We start from the raw sequence: 15,664 nt of genomic DNA, 5'->3' as shown, positions 1-15,664 counted from the left end.
TACTTTGGAGGATGTCGTAAATGTCTTATGATAAAGTATTGCAGGCAAGAAGTATTATTGTAGGAACAAAGCAAACAGTCAAAGCTCTCAAACTGGGAACCATTGATGAAATCGTAGTCGCCAGTGATGCTGATCCTAGGATTACAGCTAAAGTGGTTAGTACAGCGAATGAATTGAACGTTCCGATTGTGTATGTCGATTCGATGAAAAAACTCGGAAAAGCATGCGGAATCGAGGTTGGGGCAGCAGCTGTTGCCATATCTATTTAAAAACTGTTTTTGTAGATTGGTATCTGCAAGAACTTTGTTTTTGCATCAAAATGAACCACCTGGATGTGTGGGCTTAAACAAATTCGAAGGGAGGAAAAATTAAATGCCTACTATTAATCAATTAGTGCGCAAGCCTCGTCAAACTAAGTCTGAGAAGTCAAACTCACCTGCTCTTAACAAAGGCTACAACAGCTTCAAAAAAGCTCAAACAAATGTAGCTTCACCTCAAAAGCGTGGTGTATGTACTCGTGTTGGTACAATGACTCCAAAGAAACCGAACTCTGCATTACGTAAATATGCTCGTGTTCGTTTAACAAATGGCATCGAGGTTAATGCTTACATCCCTGGTATCGGGCACAACCTTCAAGAGCACAGTGTTGTTCTTATCCGTGGAGGACGTGTAAAAGACTTACCGGGTGTGCGTTACCACATCGTGCGCGGCGCTTTAGATACTGCTGGTGTTAACAACCGTATGCAAGGCCGTTCTAAATACGGTGCTAAGCGTCCGAAAGCAGCTAAAAAGTAATTCTACTAAATAAACAACCATCTTTGAAAGGAGGAACAATCCATGCCACGTAAAGGTCCTGTAGCAAAAAGAGACGTATTGCCGGATCCGATTTACAACTCAAAGCTAGTTAGCCGTCTGATCAACAAAATGATGATCGATGGTAAGAGAGGTAAATCTCAAGCAATTCTTTACTCTGCGTTCGATATCATCAGCGAACGCACTGGCAAAGAACCAATGGAAGTTTTCGATCAGGCGCTTAAAAACATCATGCCTGTACTTGAAGTTAGAGCACGCCGTGTAGGTGGTGCAAACTACCAAGTACCAGTTGAGGTGCGCCCTGACCGTCGTACAACTCTTGGTCTTCGCTGGTTAGTAAACTATGCGCGTCTTCGCGGTGAAAAGACAATGGAAGAGCGTTTAGCTAACGAAATTCTTGATGCAGCTAACAACACTGGTGCATCTGTTAAGAAGCGTGAAGATACACACAAAATGGCGGAAGCGAACAAAGCGTTTGCTCACTACCGCTGGTAAGATATACCGCTTAACTAAAATAACACTCATACTAGGAAGGAGAAAGACCCAATGGCTAGAGAGTTCTCCTTAGAAAATACTCGCAATATCGGTATCATGGCTCACATCGATGCCGGTAAAACAACAACTACTGAGCGTGTACTTTACTACACTGGCCGTATCCACAAAATCGGTGAAACGCACGAGGGTGCATCACAGATGGACTGGATGGAGCAGGAGCAGGAGCGTGGAATCACAATCACTTCTGCTGCGACAACTGCACAGTGGAAAGGCCACCGCGTTAACATCATTGACACTCCTGGACACGTAGACTTCACAGTTGAAGTTGAACGTTCACTTCGTGTTCTTGATGGTGCGGTAGCTGTACTTGACGCACAGTCAGGTGTTGAGCCGCAAACTGAAACAGTTTGGCGTCAGGCTACTACTTACGGAGTACCACGTGTGGTATTCGTAAACAAAATGGATAAAATCGGTGCAGACTTCTTGTACTCATTGAAGACTCTTCATGATCGCCTTCAAGCGAATGCAGCTGCAATTCAATTACCGATTGGTGCTGAAGATCAATTCGAAGGCATCATCGATTTAATTGAAATGAAAGCTACATTCTACGGAAACGATTTGGGTACTGATATCGAAGACCGTGAAATCCCAGAAGAATACAAGGATCAAGCTGAAGAATACCGTGAGAAGCTAATTGAAGCGGTAGCTGAACTTGATGAAGAATTAATGGAGAAATACCTTGGCGGTGAGGAAATCACTAACGAAGAGCTAAAAGCTGCTATTCGTAAAGGTACTGTTAACGTTGAATTCTACCCAGTTATCTGTGGTTCTGCGTTCAAAAACAAAGGTGTTCAAAAAATGCTTGATGCAGTAATCGACTACCTTCCATCTCCACTTGATGTACCTGCTATCAAAGGTACAACTCCGGATACAGAAGAAGAGGTTACTCGTCCTTCAAGCGATGATGCACCATTCTCAGCTCTTGCGTTCAAAGTTATGACCGACCCTTACGTTGGTAAACTTACATTCTTCCGTGTATATTCAGGTACATTGAACTCTGGTTCATATGTACAGAACTCTACTAAAGGAAAGCGTGAGCGTGTAGGCCGTATCCTGCAAATGCATGCGAATTCCCGTGAAGAGATCTCAGTTGTACACGCTGGAGATATCGCAGCTGCAGTAGGCCTAAAGGACACTACTACAGGTGACACTCTATGTGATGAAAAGAGTCTAGTTATTCTTGAATCTATGGAGTTCCCAGAGCCGGTTATCTCATTATCTATCGAGCCTAAGTCAAAGGCTGACCAAGATAAGATGACAACTGCTCTACAAAAACTTCAAGAGGAAGATCCTACATTCCGCGCTCATACTGACCAGGAAACTGGACAGGTTATCATCGCGGGTATGGGTGAGCTTCACCTTGATATCCTTGTTGACCGTATGAGACGTGAATTTAAAGTGGAAGCTAACGTAGGTGCACCTCAGGTTGCATACCGTGAAACTTTCCGTGGTTCTGCTCAGGTTGAAGGTAAATTTGCACGTCAATCCGGTGGACGCGGACAATTCGGTCACGTTTGGATCGAATTCAGTCCAAACGAAGAAGGTAAAGGCTTCGAATTCGAAAACGGAATCGTTGGTGGTGTCGTTCCTCGTGAATACATCCCAGCTGTTCAGGCGGGTCTAGAAGATTCGTTAGAAAGAGGAGTACTTGCAGGATTCCCAATGGTAGACATCAAGGCACGTTTATTTGACGGTTCTTACCATGATGTTGACTCCTCTGAAATGGCGTTTAAGATTGCTGCATCAATGGCACTTAAAAACGCTGCGTCAAAATGTAACCCTGTAATTCTTGAGCCGGTTATGAAGGTTGAAGTCGTAATCCCTGAAGAATACATGGGAGACATCATGGGTGATGTTACATCACGCCGTGGACGCGTTGAGGGTATGGAAGCTCGCGGTAACGCGCAAGTTGTTCGTGCGATGGTTCCTCTATCAGAAATGTTTGGTTATGCAACTTCATTGCGTTCTAACACGCAGGGCCGCGGTACATTCTCAATGCACTTCGACCACTATGAAGAAGTACCAAAATCAATTTCTGAAGAAATCATCAAAAAAAATAAAGGTGAATAATTGATTTTACCTTTTCAATAAAGTATAACTACTATTGTAGGCTAAAAGCGCTGTGGGAAGGGAAACCTCTCCACAGCATAAAATACTTAACTTTTATAATCTGAAGGAGGATTTTTTAAATGGCAAAAGCTAAATTTGACCGTTCAAAACCCCATGTTAACATCGGTACTATCGGACACGTTGACCATGGTAAAACTACTTTAACTGCAGCTATCACAACTGTTCTTTCTAAAAAAGGCGGCGGTGAAGCACGCGGATACGATCAAATCGACGCGGCTCCAGAAGAGCGCGAGCGTGGAATCACAATCTCAACTGCGCACGTTGAGTACGAAACTGACAACCGTCACTATGCACACGTTGACTGCCCAGGTCACGCTGACTATGTTAAAAACATGATCACTGGTGCTGCGCAAATGGACGGCGGAATCCTAGTTGTTTCAGCTGCTGACGGCCCAATGCCACAAACTCGTGAGCACATCCTTCTTTCTCGTCAGGTTGGTGTACCTTACCTTGTTGTATTCATGAACAAGTGTGACATGGTTGACGATGAAGAACTACTTGAATTAGTAGAAATGGAAGTTCGTGACCTTCTTTCTGAGTACGAATTCCCTGGTGATGACATTCCTGTAATCAAAGGTTCTGCTCTTAAAGCTCTTGAAGGAGAAGCTGAGTGGGAAGCTAAAATTGAAGAACTTATGGCAGCTGTTGACGAGTACATCCCAACTCCAACTCGTGACACTGACAGACCATTCATGATGCCTGTTGAGGATGTATTCTCAATTACTGGCCGTGGTACTGTTGCTACAGGACGTGTTGAGCGTGGACAAGTTAAAGTCGGTGACGTAATCGAAATCATCGGTCTTGCTGAAGAGCCAAAATCAACTACTGTAACTGGTGTTGAAATGTTCCGTAAGCTTCTTGATTATGCTGAAGCTGGAGATAACATTGGTGCCCTTCTTCGTGGTGTATCACGTGAAGAAATCCAACGTGGACAAGTACTTGCTAAGCCAGGTTCAATCACTCCACACACTAAGTTCAAAGCTGAAGTATACGTTCTTTCAAAAGAAGAAGGTGGACGTCATACTCCATTCTTCACTAACTACCGTCCTCAGTTCTACTTCCGTACAACTGATGTAACTGGTATCTGTAATCTTCCTGAAGGCGTAGAAATGGTTATGCCTGGAGATAACATCGAAATGACTGTAGAACTAATCGCTCCAATCGCTATCGAAGAAGGTACTAAGTTCTCTATCCGTGAGGGTGGACGTACTGTTGGCGCTGGCGTAGTTGCTACAATCCAAGAGTAATTTCAACTAATCAAAACAGATGGGTGACAACCCATCTGTTTTTTTATATGCAGCTTTACTTTCAGTTATAACAAGATGGGCTGATTTATATTAAGGTGTAATATAAAATGCATCAGAATTTCCTCGGCGTTTAAAACCGCTTTTCTTCTATATAATATATTGATTATAATTCTTTCTATTCAACTCACCACAATGCAAATAGTTAGACTTCTTTCGATACTATTGAAAACTCCATGAACAGCAGTTATAATAGTAAAAGTGTGCGGAACAAAAAGAAATAACATATATATGTTGCATTTCATTTATTGTTTCTGTATAATAGACAATGTTGGTCTTTGACTGCGATGATGTGAAAGGTTGCTGACACACCCGGCCGCTTTGCCATGGCGAGTGTGTGGGAAATTTTCACGGAGAATGTCTATATTAAAATAGGCGAAAAGGAGGGAAAATAATGGCAAAACAAAAAATTCGTATTCGTTTAAAAGCGTATGATCACAGAATTCTTGATCAATCAGCAGAAAAGATTGTTGAGACTGCAAAACGTTCTGGTGCGGCTGTTTCAGGTCCGATTCCATTACCAACTGAAAAGTCTATTTACACAATCCTTCGTGCGGTTCACAAGTATAAAGACTCTCGTGAGCAGTTCGAAATGCGTACGCATAAACGTCTAATCGACATCGTTAACCCAACACCACAAACGGTTGATTCTCTAATGCGTTTAGACTTACCGTCAGGTGTAGATATCGAAATCAAACTTTAATCAATAAATAAACATAAGAAACTTAGGAGGTGTGACTGAAATGACCAAAGGAATCTTAGGAAGAAAGATTGGTATGACTCAAGTATTTGCTGAAAACGGTGATCTTATCCCGGTAACAGTAGTTGAGGCAGCTGCTAACGTTGTTCTTCAAAAGAAATCAGTTGAGACTGATGGATATGAAGCAATCCAGATCGGATTCGAAGATAAGCGCGAAAAGTTGTCCAACAAACCTGAAAAAGGACATGTTGCTAAAGCAAACACTGCTCCTAAGCGCTTCGTACGCGAATTCCGCGGAGCTGATTTAGGACAATATGAAGTTGGTCAAGAAGTCAAAGTTGATATTTTCGCAGAAGGCGATACTGTTGATGTAACAGGAATTTCAAAAGGAAAAGGTTTCCAAGGTGCCATCAAGCGCCACGGACAATCTCGCGGGCCTATGGCTCACGGTTCTCGTTACCATCGTCGCCCTGGTTCAATGGGTCCTGTAGCTCCAAACCGTGTATTCAAAGGTAAATTATTACCTGGACGTATGGGCGGAGAGCAAGTGACTGTACAAAACCTTGAAATCGTAAAAGTTGATGTTGAACGCAACCTTCTTCTGATCAAAGGTAATGTACCTGGTGCAAGAAAAGCATTAGTAAAAATCAAAAGTGCGGTAAAAGCATAATAATTAAACCGGAAAGGAGGAAAACAGAATGCCGAAAGTAGCATTGTTTAACCAAAGCGGATCTAAAGTTGGTGATATCGAACTTAATGATGCGATCTTTGGTATCGAGCCCAACCAGCACGTACTATTCGAAGCAGTTGTAATGCAAAGAGCTTCATTACGTCAAGGGACTCATAAAACTAAAATTCGTTCTGAAGTAGCGGGCGGAGGACGTAAACCATGGCGCCAAAAAGGCACAGGCCGTGCACGTCAAGGTTCTATCCGTTCACCACAATGGCGCGGAGGCGGTACTGTATTTGGTCCTGTACCACGCAGCTACAGCTACAAACTACCTAAAAAGGTTCGCCGTCTGGCAATCAAATCTGCGTTATCTTCTAAAGTGTTAGAAGAAAACATCCTAGTATTAGAAGGCCTTGCTTTCGAAGCGCCTAAAACAAAAGACTTTAAAGGTGTATTAACTGGTCTTTCTGTTGATTCTAAAGCACTTATCGTAACTGCTGACCTAGATGAGAACGTAGCATTATCTGCTCGTAACATTCCTGGTGTAACAGTTGTATCTGCTTCTGGAATCACTGTTTTAGATGTTTTAAACCATGATAAGCTTATCATGACGAAAGCAGCGGTTGAAAAAGTAGAGGAGGTGCTTGCATAATGGATGCACGTGAAATCATTAAGCGCCCCGTAATCACTGAACGTTCTACTGATATTATGGCTGATAAAAAATATACGTTCGAAGTTGACGTACGAGCTAACAAAACTCAAGTTAAAGACGCTGTTGAAGAAATCTTTGGCGTTAAAGTTGAGAAAGTTAACATCATGAACTACAAAGGCAAGTTCAAGCGTATGGGCAAATTCGGCGGTTACACTAACAAACGCCGTAAAGCGATCGTAAAATTGACAGCTGAAAGCCAAGAAATCGAGCTTTTTGAAGCTTAATAACTATAACTAGAAGAGGAGGGAAACGAAATGGCGATTAAAAAGTATAAACCTACCTCTAATGGTCGTCGCGGCATGACGGTTTCTGATTTCGCAGAAATCACGACTAACCAACCAGAAAAGTCTTTACTTGCTCCTTTAAAGAGAAAAGGCGGCCGTAACAACCAAGGTAAGTTGACAGTTCGTCATCAAGGCGGCGGTCATAAACGTCAATATCGTATCATCGATTTTAAACGTACAAAAGATGGCATTCCAGGACGCGTTGCCACAATCGAATATGATCCAAACCGCTCTGCAAATATTGCACTAATTAACTATGTAGATGGAGAAAAGCGCTACATCCTTGCACCTAAGAACTTACAGGTAGGCATGGAAGTAATGTCTGGTCCTGAAGCAGATATCAAAGTGGGTAATGCACTTCCACTAGTTAACATTCCAGTGGGTACTGTAATCCACAACATCGAATTAAAACCTGGTAAAGGCGGACAATTAGTACGTTCTGCTGGTACTTCTGCACAAGTTCTTGGTAAAGAAGGCAAGTACGTATTAGTTCGTTTAAACTCTGGTGAAGTTCGCATGATTCTTGCTGAGTGCCGTGCGACTGTAGGTCAAGTCGGTAACGAGCAGCACGAGCTTATTAACATTGGTAAAGCAGGTCGTTCACGCTGGTTAGGCAAGCGCCCAACTGTACGTGGATCTGTAATGAACCCTAACGATCACCCTCACGGTGGTGGTGAAGGACGTGCGCCAATCGGACGTAAGTCTCCAATGACTCCTTGGGGCAAACCAACACTTGGTTACAAGACTCGCAAGAAGAACAATAAATCAGATAAATTTATCGTACGTCGTCGTAAAAAATAACGGGATTGTACTACGGTTCCAATTAAGAACCGTAGAGCAATCACGAAGGGAGGTTCAATCATGGGTCGCAGCTTAAAAAAAGGACCTTTTGTTGATGAACATTTAATGACAAAGATCGAAAAGCTTAATGAAACAGATAGCAAGCAAGTTACTAAAACTTGGTCTCGCCGTTCTACGATCTTCCCACAATTCATCGGACACACAATCGCAGTTTATGATGGTCGTAAACATGTGCCTGTATACATCACTGAAGACATGGTAGGCCACAAGCTTGGAGAATTTGCTCCAACTCGTGCGTACAAAGGCCATGGCAATGATGATAAGAAAACAAGACGTTAATGAGAGGAGGGCATTCTAATGCAAGCTAAAGCTGTTGCAAGAACAGTTCGTATTGCTCCTCGTAAAGCTCGTTTAGTCGTAGATTTAATTCGAGGAAAGCAAGTAGGCGAAGCAGTAGCGATTTTAAACCTAACACCTAAAGCTGCTTCTCCAATCGTAGAGAAAGTTTTAAAATCTGCACTAGCTAACGCTGAGCACAACTACGAAATGGACGTTAACAACCTGGTAGTTGCTCAAGCATTCGTAGACGAAGGACCAACTTTAAAACGTTTCCGTCCTCGCGCTATGGGCCGTGCAAGCCAAATCAACAAGCGCACTAGCCATATTACTATCGTTTTATCAGAAAAGAAGGAGGGATAATCAGTGGGTCAAAAAGTAAATCCAGTCGGTTTGCGTGTCGGTGTCATCCGTGATTGGGAGTCAAAATGGTACGCAGGCAAAGACTATGCTGATCTTTTACACGAAGACCTTAAGGTTCGTGAGTACATCACAAAGCGCTTAAGCGATGCTTCTGTTTCTAAAGTAGAAATCGAACGTGCTGCTAATCGCCTGAACATCACTATCCACACTGCGAAACCAGGTATGGTTATCGGTAAAGGTGGTACTGAGGTTGAAGCACTTCGCAAGTCACTTAACTCATTAACTGGCAAGCGTGTTCACATCAACATCCTTGAAATTAAAAGAGCTGATATCGATGCGAAATTGGTTGCGGAAAACATTGCTCGTCAATTAGAAAACCGCGTATCATTCCGTCGTGCTCAAAAACAAACTATTCAACGTGCAATGCGCGCTGGCGCTAAAGGTATCAAAACAATGGTATCTGGTCGTTTAGGCGGTGCTGATATCGCTCGTTCAGAATCATACAGCGAAGGAACAGTTCCACTTCATACTCTTCGTGCTGATATCGATTATGCTACAGCTGAAGCTGATACAACTTACGGTAAATTGGGCGTAAAAGTATGGATCTATCGTGGAGAGGTCCTTCCTACGAAGAAGAAAACTGGGGAAGGAGGCAAATAATATGTTATTGCCAAAGCGCGTAAAATATCGTCGTGTACACCGCGGAAAAATGCGTGGTCAATCAAAAGGCGGAACTGAAGTAAACTTCGGTGAATATGGCCTTCAAGCTCTAGAAGCTTCTTGGATCACTAACCGTCAAATTGAATCTGCACGTATTGCAATGACTCGTTACATGAAACGTGGCGGTAAAGTTTGGATTCAAATTTTCCCTCACAAGCCTTACACTGCAAAGCCTCTAGAAGTCCGCATGGGTTCCGGTAAAGGTGCTCCTGAAGGATGGGTAGCAGTTGTTAAGCCTGGTAAAGTAATGTTCGAAATCGCTGGTGTATCTGAAGAGATCGCTCGTGAAGCATTACGTCTTGCATCACACAAACTTCCAGTTAAGTGCAAGTTTGTAAAACGAGAAGAAATTGGTGGTGAATCAAATGAAAGCTAATGAAATTCGTGACCTTACCACTGCCGAAATTGAACAAAAAGTTAAATCATTAAAAGAAGAGCTTTTCAACCTTCGCTTTCAATTGGCGACTGGACAACTTGAAAATACAGCTCGCATTCGTGAAGTACGCAAAGCGATTGCCCGCATGAAAACTGTTATTCGTGAAAGAGAAATCGGCTTTAGCAAGTGATATTGAGAGGAGGTTCGCACAATGAGTGAACGCAACCAACGCAAAGTTTACACTGGACGCGTCGTTTCTGACAAAATGGATAAGACAGTAACGGTTCTTGTCGAAACTTACAAAAAGCATCCACTTTACGGTAAACGCGTTAAGTACTCTAAAAAGTTCAAGGCTCATGATGAGCAAAATCAAGCAAAAACTGGCGATATCGTTCGTATTATGGAAACTCGTCCACTTTCTGCGACTAAACGCTTCCGTCTTGTAGAAGTAGTTGAAAAAGCAGTTATTATCTAATTGTTCGGTTGGGAGATTTATCCCGAAGGGAGGTTACACACATGATTCAACAAGAATCACGTTTAAAAGTTGCTGACAACTCTGGTGCTCGTGAGGTACTTACAATCAAAGTTCTTGGTGGCTCTGGCCGCAAAACTGCTAACATCGGTGATGTTATCGTTTGTACAGTGAAACAAGCAACACCAGGTGGCGTTGTTAAAAAAGGTGATGTTGTTAAAGCGGTAGTTGTTCGTACTAAGAGCGGTGTACGCCGTAATGACGGTACTTACATTCGTTTCGATGAAAACGCATGTGTAATTATTCGTGATGACAAAGGACCACGCGGAACTCGTATCTTCGGACCGGTTGCCCGTGAACTACGTGAAAACAACTTCATGAAAATTGTATCTTTAGCTCCAGAAGTACTATAAATATCAAATTAAATTGCCTTTAAGGAGGTGCGCACAGATGCATGTGAAAAAAGGTGACAAAGTAATGGTCATCTCTGGTAAGGATAAAGGCAAAACGGGCGTTATTCTTGCAGCGTTCCCTAAACAAAGCCGAGTGCTTGTTGAAGGAGTTAACATTGTAAAGAAACACTCTAAGCCTTCTCAGATGAACCCGCAAGGCGGAATCATCAGCCAAGAGGCACCTGTTCATGTATCAAACGTTATGCCTGTTGATCCTAAATCTGGTGAACCAACTCGTGTAGGCTATAAAACGGTTGATGGCAAAAAAGTACGTGTTGCAACAAAATCCGGTGAAGTTCTAGATAAATAGTTTAAAGAAGAAGGGAGGTACAATGAATGAACCGCCTAAAAGAAAAGCATTCAAAAGAAATTACTCCTGCTCTAATGAGCAAGTTTAGCTATAAATCAGTTATGCAAGTACCTAAGCTTGAAAAAATCGTTATCAACATGGGTGTTGGTGACGCTGTTCAAAACGCAAAAGCACTAGATAAAGCTGTTGAGGAATTAACTTTGATCACTGGTCAAAAGCCGGTTATCACTCGTGCTAAGAAATCAATCGCTGGCTTCCGTCTTCGTGAAGGTATGCCAATCGGTGCGAAAGTTACTCTTCGTGGAGAGCGCATGTATGAGTTCTTTGATAAGTTAGTATCTGTATCTCTTCCACGTGTACGTGACTTCCGCGGTATCTCTAAGAAGTCATTTGACGGCCGTGGTAACTATACTCTAGGTGTCAAAGAACAGTTGATCTTCCCTGAGATTGATTACGATAAAGTAAGCAAAGTTCGTGGTATGGATATCGTTATCGTAACTACAGCTAACACTGATGAAGAAGCTCGTGAACTTTTAACTCAATTTGGAATGCCATTCCAAAAGTAATCGCTAAATAGAGGGAGGCGAAAACGTGGCTAAAAAGTCAATGATTGCGAAGCAAAAACGCACGCCTAAACACAAGGTACAGGAGTACACTCGCTGCGAACGCTGCGGACGTCCACATTCTGTATACCGTAAATTTAAGCTTTGTCGTATTTGTTTCCGTGAATTAGCATATAAAGGACAAATTCCTGGCGTGAAAAAAGCTAGCTGGTAAAACCCAAGCATGGGAAGGAGGTAAAAACAATGGTCATGACAGATCCAATTGCAGACTTGCTTACTCGCATCCGTAATGCGAACATGGTTCGTCACGAAAAATTAGAAGTTCCTGCTTCTAACATCAAGAAAGAAATTGCTGAGATCTTAAAGCGTGAAGGTTTTGTACGTGATGTTGAGCTTATCGAGGATAACAAGCAAGGCATCATCCGCATTTTCCTAAAATACGGTGCAAACAACGAACGCGTTATCACTGGTCTAAAGCGTATCAGTAAGCCTGGTCTTCGTGTATACGCAAAGGCTGATGAAGTACCTCGTGTACTTAACGGTCTTGGAATCGCACTAGTTTCTACTTCTCAAGGCGTTATCACTGATAAAGAAGCCCGCGCTAAACAAGTCGGCGGAGAAGTATTAGCATACGTTTGGTAATAGAGTTTTTCATGAATGGAGGTGCAATTAAATGTCTCGTATAGGTAAAAAACCAATTGAAATTCCAACTGGTGTTACTGTTACTAACGACAATAACACTGTTACTGTGAAGGGTCCTAAAGGTGAACTTTCCCGTTCATTCAACCAGGATATCGAAATCAAGGTGGAAGACAACGTAATCAACGTTTCCCGTCCATCTGATGCGAAAGAACACCGCGCATTGCACGGAACTACTCGCGCACTTCTAGCTAACATGGTTGAAGGTGTGTCAAAAGGATTTGAAAGAGGTCTAGAGCTTATCGGTGTCGGTTACCGTGCTCAAAAACAAGGCAAAAAGCTTGTTTTAAACGTTGGTTACTCTCATCCTGTTGAAATCGAACCTGAAGAAGGTATTGAAGTTGAAGTTCCTTCTAACACAAAGATCATTGTTAAAGGTACTAACAAAGAGCGCGTTGGCGCATTGGCTGCCAACATCCGTGATGTTCGTCCTCCAGAGCCTTACAAAGGTAAAGGTATCCGCTATGAAGGCGAATATGTTCGTCGTAAAGAAGGTAAAACTGGTAAGTAATGCCGCTTAGGTAAACGAAAGGAGTGACCGAAATGATTACGAAGGCTGATAAAAATGCGGTTCGTAAGAAAAGACATGCTCGTGTGCGTGCGAAACTTTCTGGAACTGCGGCTCGTCCTCGTTTAAATGTGTATCGTTCAAACAAGCACATTTATGCTCAACTTATTGATGATGTAAACGGAGTTACTGTAGCAAGTGCTTCTACACAAGATAAAGAAGTGAACCTTGATGCAACAAGCAACGTTGATGCAGCAGTTAAGGTCGGAGAATTAGTTGCAAAGCGCGCAATCGAAAAAGGCGTAAAAGCTGTCGTTTTCGATCGTGGTGGCTATCTATATCATGGACGTGTTCAGGCATTAGCTGATGCAGCACGTGAAAATGGTTTAGAATTTTAATAGACAAAGGAGGGACACAAAAAGATGCGTCGTATTGATCCAAACAAACTTGAACTTGAAGAGCGCGTAGTTACGGTTAATCGTGTAGCAAAGGTTGTTAAAGGTGGACGTCGTTTTCGTTTCTCTGCTCTTGTAGTAGTAGGTGACAAAAACGGTCACGTTGGCTTTGGTACAGGTAAAGCACAGGAAGTTCCTGAAGCGATCCGCAAAGCTATTGAAGATGCTAAGAAAAACTTAGTCGAAGTACCTATGGTTGGAACTACAATTCCTCACCAGGTAATCGGTCACTTCGGTGCTGGAGAAATCCTACTTAAGCCTGCTTCTGAAGGTACTGGAGTAATCGCCGGAGGTCCAGTTCGTGCGGTTTTAGAATTAGCTGGTGTTGGTGATATCCTATCTAAATCTTTAGGTACTAACACACCAATCAACATGGTTCGCGCCACTTTGAACGGTTTAACTCAATTAAAACGTGCTGAGGACGTAGCGAAATTACGTGGTAAATCAGTAGAAGAACTGTTAGGATAAGGAGGGATATCAAATGGCGAATAAACTAGAAGTAACCCTCACTCGCAGCGTGATTGGTCGCCCGCAAGACCAGCGCGAAACAGTTAAGGCTCTTGGCTTACGCAAAATGCACCAAACAGTTGAGCATCAAGATAATCCTGCTATCCGCGGAATGATCAACAAAGTTGCTCACCTTGTTGTGGTAAAAGAAAAATAAATCTATTCTTCTACAAATAAGGAGGTGCCAACATGAAACTTCATGAATTAAAGCCTGCAGAAGGTTCTCGTGGGGAACGCAAACGCAAAGGCCGTGGTATCGGTTCCGGTAATGGTAAAACTGCTGGTAAGGGTCATAAAGGTCAAAACGCTCGTTCTGGCGGCGGTGTCCGTCCTGGATTCGAGGGTGGTCAAACACCTTTATTCCAACGCTTGCCTAAACGCGGTTTCACTAACATCAACCGTAAAGAGTACGCGATTGTGAACCTTGATGCTTTAAACCGTTTCGAAGATGGAGCTGAAGTAACTCCTGAGCTTCTTATCGAAACTGGTGTAGTAAGCAACGAAAAAGCAGGAATCAAGATTCTTGCAAAAGGCAAAGTTGAGAAAAAGCTTACAGTAAAAGCTCATAAATTCTCCTCTGCTGCAAAGGAAGCTATTGAAGCTGCCGGCGGTCAAACTGAGGTGATTTAATGTTTCAGACAATCTCCAATTTTATGCGTGTGGGTGATATAAGACGAAAGATTATTTTCACCCTTTTAATGCTGATTGTATTTCGCATCGGTACATTTATCCCTGTACCGGGCGTAAATGCAGAGCTATTAAAAGCTCAGGATGAACTAAATGTATTCGGTGTTCTGAATACATTCGGCGGCGGGGCGCTCCTGAACTTCTCAATCCTTGCAATGGGTATCATGCCGTATATTACGGCATCCATCATTGTGCAGCTTCTGCAGATGGATGTTGTTCCTAAGTTTACGGAATGGTCAAAGCAGGGTGATGTCGGACGCCGTAAGCTAGCTCAGTTTACCCGTTACTTTACTATCGTGCTTGGTTTTATCCAGGCTCTCGGTATGTCTTATGGGTTTAATAACCTAGCAGGCGGAATGCTGATTGAGAATCCGGGAATCACGTCTTATCTATTGATTGCCGTAGTATTGACTGCCGGAACTGCATTTCTAATGTGGCTTGGTGAGCAGATTACGTCAAAAGGTGTTGGCAATGGTATTTCCATCCTTATCTTTGCTGGTATCGTAGCTGGGATTCCTTCAACGGTTAACCAGATTTACGCTCAGCAGTTTGAAAATGCTGGAGAGCAGCTATTCCTTCGCATCGTGACAGTCGTGCTTATATTAATTGCAGTCATTGCTATTGTTGTAGGAACGATCTTCATCCAACAGGCATTAAGAAAAATTCCTATTCAATATGCTAAGCGTGTAACAGCAGGAAATAATTCTGCTGGCGGACAATCAACTCATCTTCCGTTAAAAGTTAATGCAGCTGGTGTAATTCCAGTAATCTTTGCGATTTCATTCATCATTACGCCAAGAACCATTGCCGGTTTCTTTGAGCAGAATGATGTGACGCTATGGATTCAAAGAATATTTGACTATACGTCTCCAATCGGAATGGTCATCTATAGTGCATTAATCATTGCTTTTACTTATTTCTATGCTTTCATTCAGGTGAACCCCGAACAAGTTGCGGAAAACCTGAAGAAGCAGGGCGGTTATATCCCGGGCATCCGTCCAGGAAATAACACGCAGGAATATCTGACTCGCGTCTTATACCGTTTAACCTTGGTTGGAGCTCTCTTCTTGACAGTGATTTCAATCCTGCCGGTTTTCTTCATCAATATCGCTGGATTGCCTGAATCTGCGCAAATTGGAGGCACAAGCCTGCTGATCGTAGTCGGTGTTGCACTGGAAACGATGAAGCAGCTTGAAGCACAGCTGGTTAAGCGTCATTATAAAGGTTTCATTAAATAATTTGGTTGT

Annotated in this window: 27 protein-coding genes; all 27 read left to right on the top strand. The window is 42.7% G+C overall.

The window, feature by feature from the left end; translation table 11 throughout:
- Positions 1 to 20 precede the first annotated feature (20 nt).
- The 27 genes from NSQ49_RS12065 to secY all read left to right on the top strand — a co-directional run bounded on the left by NSQ49_RS12065 (position 21) and on the right by secY (position 15,655).
- Positions 21 to 269, top strand: coding sequence for a 50S ribosomal protein L7ae-like protein (locus NSQ49_RS12065; RefSeq protein ID WP_159869699.1), 249 nt, complete (start codon positions 21 to 23; stop codon positions 267 to 269).
- Between the two features lie 103 nt (positions 270 to 372).
- A complete protein-coding gene (gene rpsL, locus NSQ49_RS12060) occupies positions 373 to 795 on the top strand; it encodes a 30S ribosomal protein S12 (protein WP_009336562.1) in 423 nt (140 codons plus the stop codon).
- A gap of 42 nt (positions 796 to 837) precedes the next feature.
- Positions 838 to 1,308 carry a 30S ribosomal protein S7 gene (rpsG, locus tag NSQ49_RS12055; protein ID WP_009336565.1) on the top strand — a complete coding sequence of 157 codons (471 nt, stop codon included), beginning with the start codon at positions 838 to 840 and terminating at the stop codon, positions 1,306 to 1,308.
- A gap of 51 nt (positions 1,309 to 1,359) precedes the next feature.
- Positions 1,360 to 3,438: an elongation factor G gene (fusA, locus tag NSQ49_RS12050; RefSeq protein WP_159869702.1), complete on the top strand. Its 2,079-nt coding sequence runs from the start codon at positions 1,360 to 1,362 to the stop codon at positions 3,436 to 3,438.
- Positions 3,439 to 3,557: 119 nt separating this feature from the next.
- Positions 3,558 to 4,745, top strand: coding sequence for an elongation factor Tu (gene tuf / locus NSQ49_RS12045; RefSeq protein WP_159869705.1), 1,188 nt, complete (start codon positions 3,558 to 3,560; stop codon positions 4,743 to 4,745).
- Between the two features lie 451 nt (positions 4,746 to 5,196).
- A complete protein-coding gene (gene rpsJ / locus NSQ49_RS12040) occupies positions 5,197 to 5,505 on the top strand; it encodes a 30S ribosomal protein S10 (protein ID WP_009336571.1) in 309 nt (102 codons plus the stop codon).
- A gap of 40 nt (positions 5,506 to 5,545) precedes the next feature.
- Positions 5,546 to 6,172, top strand: a complete 627-nt coding sequence (rplC, locus tag NSQ49_RS12035) for a 50S ribosomal protein L3 (protein ID WP_061793793.1) — start codon at positions 5,546 to 5,548, stop codon at positions 6,170 to 6,172.
- A 28-nt stretch (positions 6,173 to 6,200) separates the two neighbouring features.
- On the top strand, positions 6,201 to 6,824 hold the full coding sequence (gene rplD, locus NSQ49_RS12030) for a 50S ribosomal protein L4 (RefSeq protein WP_035332298.1): 624 nt from the start codon (positions 6,201 to 6,203) through the stop codon (positions 6,822 to 6,824).
- A complete protein-coding gene (gene rplW, locus NSQ49_RS12025; RefSeq protein WP_061793795.1) occupies positions 6,824 to 7,108 on the top strand; it encodes a 50S ribosomal protein L23 in 285 nt (94 codons plus the stop codon). Before rplD ends, rplW begins: the two co-directional genes overlap by 1 nt.
- 30 nt (positions 7,109 to 7,138) lie before the next feature.
- The gene (gene rplB / locus NSQ49_RS12020; RefSeq protein WP_159869708.1) at positions 7,139 to 7,969 is read left to right on the top strand and encodes a 50S ribosomal protein L2; all 831 of its coding nucleotides are present in this window, start codon (positions 7,139 to 7,141) and stop codon (positions 7,967 to 7,969) included.
- Between the two features lie 60 nt (positions 7,970 to 8,029).
- Positions 8,030 to 8,308, top strand: coding sequence for a 30S ribosomal protein S19 (rpsS, locus tag NSQ49_RS12015; protein WP_159869711.1), 279 nt, complete (start codon positions 8,030 to 8,032; stop codon positions 8,306 to 8,308).
- Between the two features lie 18 nt (positions 8,309 to 8,326).
- Entirely contained in the window at positions 8,327 to 8,668 is a 342-nt protein-coding gene (gene rplV / locus NSQ49_RS12010) for a 50S ribosomal protein L22 (RefSeq protein WP_009336582.1), read from the top strand.
- A gap of 3 nt (positions 8,669 to 8,671) precedes the next feature.
- A complete protein-coding gene (rpsC, locus tag NSQ49_RS12005; protein ID WP_009336585.1) occupies positions 8,672 to 9,328 on the top strand; it encodes a 30S ribosomal protein S3 in 657 nt (218 codons plus the stop codon).
- Position 9,329: 1 nt separating this feature from the next.
- Positions 9,330 to 9,764, top strand: a complete 435-nt coding sequence (gene rplP / locus NSQ49_RS12000; RefSeq protein ID WP_009336587.1) for a 50S ribosomal protein L16 — start codon at positions 9,330 to 9,332, stop codon at positions 9,762 to 9,764.
- The gene (gene rpmC / locus NSQ49_RS11995; RefSeq protein ID WP_009336588.1) at positions 9,754 to 9,954 is read left to right on the top strand and encodes a 50S ribosomal protein L29; all 201 of its coding nucleotides are present in this window, start codon (positions 9,754 to 9,756) and stop codon (positions 9,952 to 9,954) included. The genes rplP and rpmC overlap by 11 nt, the downstream gene beginning before the upstream one ends.
- Positions 9,955 to 9,975: 21 nt before the next feature.
- Entirely contained in the window at positions 9,976 to 10,239 is a 264-nt protein-coding gene (gene rpsQ / locus NSQ49_RS11990; protein ID WP_009336589.1) for a 30S ribosomal protein S17, read from the top strand.
- Between the two features lie 41 nt (positions 10,240 to 10,280).
- The gene (gene rplN / locus NSQ49_RS11985) at positions 10,281 to 10,649 is read left to right on the top strand and encodes a 50S ribosomal protein L14 (RefSeq protein WP_009336590.1); all 369 of its coding nucleotides are present in this window, start codon (positions 10,281 to 10,283) and stop codon (positions 10,647 to 10,649) included.
- A gap of 37 nt (positions 10,650 to 10,686) precedes the next feature.
- The gene (gene rplX / locus NSQ49_RS11980) at positions 10,687 to 10,998 is read left to right on the top strand and encodes a 50S ribosomal protein L24 (protein WP_035332291.1); all 312 of its coding nucleotides are present in this window, start codon (positions 10,687 to 10,689) and stop codon (positions 10,996 to 10,998) included.
- 26 nt (positions 10,999 to 11,024) lie between these two features.
- Complete coding sequence (rplE, locus tag NSQ49_RS11975) at positions 11,025 to 11,564, top strand: 50S ribosomal protein L5 (protein ID WP_159869714.1); 540 nt, start codon at positions 11,025 to 11,027, stop codon at positions 11,562 to 11,564.
- A gap of 25 nt (positions 11,565 to 11,589) precedes the next feature.
- Complete coding sequence (gene rpsN, locus NSQ49_RS11970) at positions 11,590 to 11,775, top strand: 30S ribosomal protein S14 (RefSeq protein WP_009336593.1); 186 nt, start codon at positions 11,590 to 11,592, stop codon at positions 11,773 to 11,775.
- 29 nt (positions 11,776 to 11,804) lie between these two features.
- Positions 11,805 to 12,203 carry a 30S ribosomal protein S8 gene (rpsH, locus tag NSQ49_RS11965; RefSeq protein WP_061793797.1) on the top strand — a complete coding sequence of 133 codons (399 nt, stop codon included), beginning with the start codon at positions 11,805 to 11,807 and terminating at the stop codon, positions 12,201 to 12,203.
- A 31-nt stretch (positions 12,204 to 12,234) separates the two neighbouring features.
- Entirely contained in the window at positions 12,235 to 12,771 is a 537-nt protein-coding gene (rplF, locus tag NSQ49_RS11960; protein ID WP_159869717.1) for a 50S ribosomal protein L6, read from the top strand.
- A 32-nt stretch (positions 12,772 to 12,803) separates the two neighbouring features.
- The gene (gene rplR, locus NSQ49_RS11955) at positions 12,804 to 13,166 is read left to right on the top strand and encodes a 50S ribosomal protein L18 (protein ID WP_159869719.1); all 363 of its coding nucleotides are present in this window, start codon (positions 12,804 to 12,806) and stop codon (positions 13,164 to 13,166) included.
- A gap of 24 nt (positions 13,167 to 13,190) precedes the next feature.
- Positions 13,191 to 13,691, top strand: a complete 501-nt coding sequence (gene rpsE, locus NSQ49_RS11950) for a 30S ribosomal protein S5 (protein ID WP_009336597.1) — start codon at positions 13,191 to 13,193, stop codon at positions 13,689 to 13,691.
- A gap of 13 nt (positions 13,692 to 13,704) precedes the next feature.
- Entirely contained in the window at positions 13,705 to 13,887 is a 183-nt protein-coding gene (rpmD, locus tag NSQ49_RS11945; RefSeq protein WP_009336598.1) for a 50S ribosomal protein L30, read from the top strand.
- Between the two features lie 32 nt (positions 13,888 to 13,919).
- On the top strand, positions 13,920 to 14,360 hold the full coding sequence (rplO, locus tag NSQ49_RS11940; RefSeq protein WP_061793800.1) for a 50S ribosomal protein L15: 441 nt from the start codon (positions 13,920 to 13,922) through the stop codon (positions 14,358 to 14,360).
- Positions 14,360 to 15,655, top strand: a complete 1,296-nt coding sequence (gene secY, locus NSQ49_RS11935) for a preprotein translocase subunit SecY (RefSeq protein WP_159869722.1) — start codon at positions 14,360 to 14,362, stop codon at positions 15,653 to 15,655. Before rplO ends, secY begins: the two co-directional genes overlap by 1 nt.
- Positions 15,656 to 15,664 lie beyond the last annotated feature (9 nt).

Origin of the sequence: Cytobacillus sp. FSL R5-0377, from assembly GCF_038004385.1 — a bacterium.
GTDB lineage: Bacteria > Bacillota > Bacilli > Bacillales > Cytobacillaceae > Cytobacillus.
The sequence above is the reverse complement of the archived record's forward strand: the minus strand, read 5'-3'. Positions and strand labels throughout refer to the sequence as shown.